General features: G+C 73.7%; 4 protein-coding genes. All 4 read left to right on the top strand.

Annotation, left to right across the window (positions count from 1 at the left end; translation table 11 throughout):
* The first annotated feature begins 244 nt into the window (after window positions 1-244).
* The gene (locus E4099_RS27955; RefSeq protein WP_135341911.1) at window positions 245-1,639 is read left to right on the top strand and encodes a class II fumarate hydratase; all 1,395 of its coding nucleotides are present in this window, start codon (window positions 245-247) and stop codon (window positions 1,637-1,639) included.
* 316 nt (window positions 1,640-1,955) lie between these two features.
* A complete protein-coding gene (fomD, locus tag E4099_RS27950) occupies window positions 1,956-2,645 on the top strand; it encodes a cytidylyl-2-hydroxypropylphosphonate hydrolase (RefSeq protein ID WP_135341910.1) in 690 nt (229 codons plus the stop codon).
* 131 nt (window positions 2,646-2,776) lie between these two features.
* A complete protein-coding gene (locus tag E4099_RS27945) occupies window positions 2,777-3,478 on the top strand; it encodes a class I SAM-dependent DNA methyltransferase (RefSeq protein WP_135341909.1) in 702 nt (233 codons plus the stop codon).
* A 558-nt stretch (window positions 3,479-4,036) separates the two neighbouring features.
* The gene (locus E4099_RS27940) at window positions 4,037-5,959 is read left to right on the top strand and encodes an ATP-binding SpoIIE family protein phosphatase (protein WP_386389585.1); all 1,923 of its coding nucleotides are present in this window, start codon (window positions 4,037-4,039) and stop codon (window positions 5,957-5,959) included.
* Window positions 5,960-5,991: the final 32 nt, after the last annotated feature.

The following is a 5,991-nucleotide window of genomic DNA, read 5'->3' as shown; positions in this document are numbered from 1 at the left end:
GAGGAGGTGGAGGTGGTGGCGGCGGAACCGCTGTCCGCCGCCGCCTGGGGGGTGGTGACGGCCATGCCGCCGAGGGCGGCCGCGCAGGCCGCGACGGCCACCAGGGTGGAGCGCACGGTGTTTCTTCTCCGATGCATGGTGCCTTCCCGTGGTTGGTGTCAGCCCAGGTATTTACTGGCAGGTAGGGCCTGCTGGGAATACATCGGACAAGACAATTGCTCAGCTTTTTCGGGAGGTTGTGACAATGACCGAGGTTGGTTCGTATCGGATCGAGCATGACTCGATGGGTGAGGTTCGGGTGCCGGCGCATGCCAAATGGCGAGCGCAGACCCAGCGGGCGGTGGAGAACTTCCCGATCAGCGGCGAGCGGCTGGAGCGGGCCCACATCGCCGCGCTGGCCCGGATCAAGGGTGCCGCGGCCCGGGTCAACGCCGCGCTGGGCGTGTTGGACGCGGAGACCGCCGAGGCCATCGCCGAGGCCGCGGCCGAGGTCGCGGAGGGCCGCTGGGACGACCACTTCCCGGTGGACGTCTTCCAGACCGGCTCCGGCACCTCCTCCAACATGAACACCAACGAGGTCATCGCCACCCTGGCCAGTGAGCGGCTGGGCCGCCCGGTGCACCCCAATGACCAGGTCAACGCCAGCCAGTCGTCCAACGACGTCTTCCCCTCCTCCATCCACATCGCGGCCACCGACGCCGTCACCGGGGACCTGATCCCGGCGCTGGAGCACCTGGCCGAGGCGCTGAAGCGCAAGGCCGAGGAGTTCGCCGAGGTGGTGAAGTCCGGGCGGACGCACCTGATGGACGCCACCCCGGTGACCCTGGGCCAGGAGTTCGGCGGCTACGCGGCACAGGTGCGGTACGGCGTGGAGCGGCTGCGCGCCGCGCTGCCCCGGCTGGCCGAGCTGCCGCTGGGCGGTACTGCGGTGGGCACCGGGATCAACACCCCGCCCGGCTTCTCGGCCGCGGTGATCGCCGAGGTGGCCCGTGCCACCGGGCTGCCGCTGACCGAGGCCCGCGACCACTTCGAGGCGCAGGGCGCCCGGGACGGGCTGGTGGAGGCCTCCGGGCAGCTGCGCACCATCGCGGTCGGCCTCACCAAGATCTCCAACGATCTGCGCTGGATGGCCTCCGGCCCGCGCGCCGGGCTGGCCGAGATCGTGCTGCCCGACCTCCAGCCGGGCTCCTCGATCATGCCGGGCAAGGTCAACCCGGTGATCCCGGAGGCGGTGCTGATGGTCGCCGCCCAGGTCACCGGGAACGACGCCACGGTCGCCTGGGCCGGCGCCGCGGGCAACTTCGAGCTCAATGTGATGCTGCCGGTGATGGCCCGGAACCTGCTCCAGTCCATCCGGCTGCTGGCCAACGCCTCCCGGCTGCTGGCCGACCGCACGATCGACGGCATCACCGCGAACGTGGAGCGGGCCCGGGAGTACGCGGAGTCCTCCCCCTCGGTGGTCACCCCGCTCAACCGCTACCTGGGGTACGAGGAGGCGGCGAAGGTCGCCAAGCGCTCGCTGGCGGAGCGGAAGACGATCCGTCAGGTGGTGCTGGAGGCGGGGTACGTGGATCGCGGGGTGCTCACGGTGGAGCAGCTGGACGAGGCGCTGGACGTCCTGCGGATGACCCGGCCGTAGGGCGCGGCCTCGCCGGTGGCGTGGGTTCGGGCCGGCCCGGCTCCCGCCCTGGGGTGCGGCCGCAGGGCGCCGCGTCGCCGGTGGTGCGAGTCCGGGCCGGCCCGCTCCCGCCCGGGGCTCTGCCCCAGACCCTCCCCCCGGACTCCGTCCGGGGGTATCCCCGGTCCGCGAGCTCCCCCAGTCGGCTCCCCCAGGCTCCGTCCGGGAGGGACCCCAGGAGGTGCCCCAGGACGGGCTGGTTCCACGTGACCCCGGCCACAAATGAACACGGCATATGTCACCGCGCGGTGCCCGTCCGCACCCCTAAGATCTGCTCATGACAGCGGACGCGGTGGAGACGGCAGGCGTGGAGGGCGGTGCGGCGCACTGGGCGCCCGGGGAGCACGTCCTGTGGCGCTACCGGGGCAACGCCTCCGACCGCATCCACATCTGCCGACCGGTGACCGTGGTCCAGGACACCCCGGAGCTGCTGGCCGTCTGGCTGGCGCCGGGCACCGAGTGCGTGAAGCCGAGGCTGGCGGACGGCACCGAGGTGTACCGTGAGCCGCTGGCCACCCGCTACACCAAGCCGCGCACCATCGCGCGCTGCAAGTGGCTGGGCACCGGTGTGCTGAAGCTGGCACGGCCTCAGGAACCCTGGTCGGTGTGGCTGTTCTGGGAGCCCGGCTGGCGCTTCAAGAACTGGTACGTGAACCTGGAGGAGCCGCGCGGCAGATGGAGCGGCGGCATCGACTCCGAGGACCACTTCCTGGACCTCGCGGTCTACCCGGACCGCAGCTGGGAGTGGAAGGACGAGGACGAGTTCGCGCAGGCGCAGCGGGCGGGGCTGATGACCCCGCGCCAGGCGGCGCGGGTGCGCGGCGCCGGGCGGGCCGCGATAGAGCTGGTCGAGGCCTGGGGCGCGCCGTTCGCGGAGGGTTGGGAGGATTGGCGCCCGGACCCGTCCTGGGGCGTTCCGGCGCTTCCGGCCGACTGGGACCGCATGCCGGCGCAGTCGGGACCATGAACCTCTTGCTGTGCCCCTGTGTTTCAAACGTAGGATCGTCGTCCAGAAGACTGCGCAGAGCGGGTGACGGACAGCGCGCAACTCACGGGCGTCGCGGAAGAAGTGACGCACGGTCATAGGAGGCGGGTGTCGTGAGCGGCGACGGCTACGAGGAGTACGAGGGTTTCGACCGGCTGGTGCTGGACCGGACCGGACAGGCCGAGGCGTTCGACGCCATCGGGGACCGCTACGACGAGGCCTTTCCGCACAAGGAGGGGCAGCTCGCCAGCGGGCTGTGGATGGCCGAGTCGCTGCCGCCCGGCTCCCGGGTGCTCGATGTCGGCTGCGGCACCGGGGTGCCCACGGCCCGTCAGCTGAGCGAGGCCGGGCACCGGGTGGTGGGCGTCGACCTGTCCCCGGGCATGGTGGAGGTCGCCCGCAGGCAGGTGCCGGACGCCGAGTTCCACCGCGCGGATCTGGCCGATCTGCGGGCCGGGGGGCGGTTCGGGCCGGGCGGCGACCGGGAGCTGGGCGAGTTCGACGGCATCGTCGCGTTCTTCTCGCTGGTCATGCTGCCGCGCGCGGAGATCCCCTACGCGCTGCGGGCGCTGCGCAATCTCCTGAGACCAGGGGGGCTGCTGGGACTGTCCATGGTCGAGGCGGACGTGGACGACTTCGCGATCCCGTTCCTGGGGCACACGATCCGGGTATCCGGTTACCTGCGGGAGGAACTGCGGCAGGTCGTCAGCGACGCGGGTTTCGAGATCACCGGGGAGGAGACCCACGCGTACGCCCCGGCCAGCACCGATGTACCGCCCGAGATACAGCTCTTCCTGCACTGCCGACGTGCCTGACACACGGTGCGCCCGATGGAAAACGGCGCACAGCCCCAGACGGACGGAAAACCACGCGTGACGGAGCACCCGACCTCCCCCGAAGAACGGCAGGCCAGCCCGCCTGCCGCGGACTCGCGCACCCGAAACCGCCCGGATGCCGGGCACCCCGGAGATCCGCAGGGCGCGATACCGGACCCGTGCGGTGGCCCGCGGCCCCCTTCGGCCGAGGAGCCGCCCGCACCCGACGGGGCGGGGCTGCCCGCGGCGGAGAGCCGGACCCCGCATTCAGAGCACAGCACCCCGGAGGGCGAGCAGGTGTGGGACTCGGAGCGCGAGGCCGCGGACGCCGTACACGGGCCCGCGGCGCACGGCGAGCGCACGGACCATCCCGGTGAGCCGGACCCGGCGGGCCTGGCCCGCGCCGGCGCCACCGCCAGCGAGCACCCGGACCACTCCGGGGCCACCGACCGCGAGACCGCCGTACGCGGCCTCGACGGCCGGGACACAGGTGTGCCCCGTCCCGGCGGCACCGACCGCGAGACCGCCGCACGGGCGGCCGGACAGGGGCACGGCGAGATGACCGACGACATCCGACCAGCGGACACCGCGGACGAGGCGGCCCGTATGGACAGCCACGCGGAGGGCCGCGGCGACGGCGCGCTCGACGGCCGGGCCGCCCGGATCCCGCACCCGGCCGACCCCATGGGCTCCCCCGCACTGCCCGAGGACGGACTGGGGGCCCTGCCGCCCGCCGGAGCCGACGGGGCGCCGAAGCAGATGGCGGGCCGGGACCGGGGCGGCGACCGGCTGCGGTTCGTGGGCGCGGCGACGCGGCGGATCGCCCGCGGTATCGACCTGGACGAGATCGTGCTCGGCCTGTGCCGGGCCACCGTGCCCACCTTCGCCGACGCCATCCTGGTCTATCTGCGGGACCCGCTGCCGGTGGGTGACGAGCGCCCGGTGGGGCCGGTGGTGCTGCGGCTGCGGCGTACCGACCGGATCCCGGAGGAGCCGGACACCGACGGGGTGCGGCTGATGCCCGCTCAGCCGGACCTGGCCCCGCTGATGGTCGGCGGCCCGGCCAACGAGCTGTGCGAGGTGGAGCCGGGCAGCCCGCTGGCCGAGGTGCTGCGCGGGGTGCGGCCGGTGTTCGGCGACTCCCCGGCCGCCCGGGACGCGCTGCCCGAGCTGCTCGGCGACGGGCGCTCGGTGGCACCGGGCCAGCGCACGGTGCTGGCCCCGCTGCGCGGGCGGCGCCGGGTGATCGGCGCGGCCGTGTTCGTACGCCGCCTGGACCGGCCCGCGTTCGAGCCGGACGACCTGCTGGTCGCCGCCCAACTGGCCACCCACACCGCGCTGGGCGTGGACAAGGCGGTGCTCTACGGCCGCGAGGTCTACATCGCCGACGAGCTCCAGCGCACCATGCTGCCCGACTCGCTGCCCCAGCCCACCGGGGTGCGGCTGGCCAGCCGCTATCTGCCCGCGGCGGAGACCGCGCGGGTCGGCGGCGACTGGTACGACGCCATCCCGCTGCCCGGCAACCGGGTGGCGCTGGTGGTCGGCGATGTGATGGGCCACTCCATGACCTCCGCCGCGATCATGGGCCAGCTGCGGACCACCGCGCAGACCCTGGCCGGCCTCGACCTGCCGCCCCAGGAGGTCCTGCACCACCTCGACGAGCAGGCCCAGCGGCTGGGCACCGACCGCATGGCGACCTGCCTGTACGCGGTGTACGACCCGGTCGCGCACCGGATCGTGGTGGCCAACGCGGGGCATCCGCCGCCGGTCCTGCTGCACCGCGGCGGGCGCGCGGAGGTGCTGCGGGTGCCGCCCGGCGCGCCGATCGGGGTCGGCGGGGTGGACTTCGAGGCGGTGGAGCTGGACGCCCCGGAGGGCGCCACCCTGCTGCTGTACACCGACGGCCTGGTCGAGTCCCGGATGCGCGACGTGTGGACCGGGATCGAGCAGTTGCGCGAGCGGCTGAACGCCACCGCCCGGCTGACCGCCCCCAACCCGCCGCCGCTGGAGCCGCTCTGCGACGAGGTGCTGGACATGCTCGGCCCGGGCGACCGGGACGACGACGTGGCGCTGCTGGCCGCCCGCTTCGAGGGGATCGCCTCCAGCGATGTGGCGTACTGGTTTCTCGACCCCCGGGCGCAGACCGCCCGGCAGGCCCGCCGGCTGACCCGCCGGGCGCTGGAGCGCTGGGGCCTGGAGGAGCTGAGCGACGCGGCGGAGCTGCTGGTCAGCGAGGTGGTGACCAATGCGGTGCGGTACGCGGAGCGGCCCATCACGCTGCGCCTGCTCCGAACCGACGTGCTGCGCTGCGAGGTCGGCGACGATGTCCCGCAGCTGCCCCGGCTGCGCCAGGCGCGCCCCTCGGACGAGGGCGGGCGGGGCCTGTACCTGGTCAACCGGATGGCCCGCCGCTGGGGGGCGACCCGGTTGAGCGCGGGCAAGGTGGTCTGGTTCGAGCTCTCCCTGTCGGGGCCGTCCTAGGAGGGGCCGTCCTGGGAGGGGCCGTCCTGGGA

The sequence above is a fragment of the Streptomyces palmae genome (assembly GCF_004684805.1).
Taxonomy (GTDB): Bacteria; Actinomycetota; Actinomycetes; order Streptomycetales; family Streptomycetaceae; genus Streptomyces; species Streptomyces palmae.
This window is presented reverse-complemented; position numbering and strand designations above follow the sequence as displayed.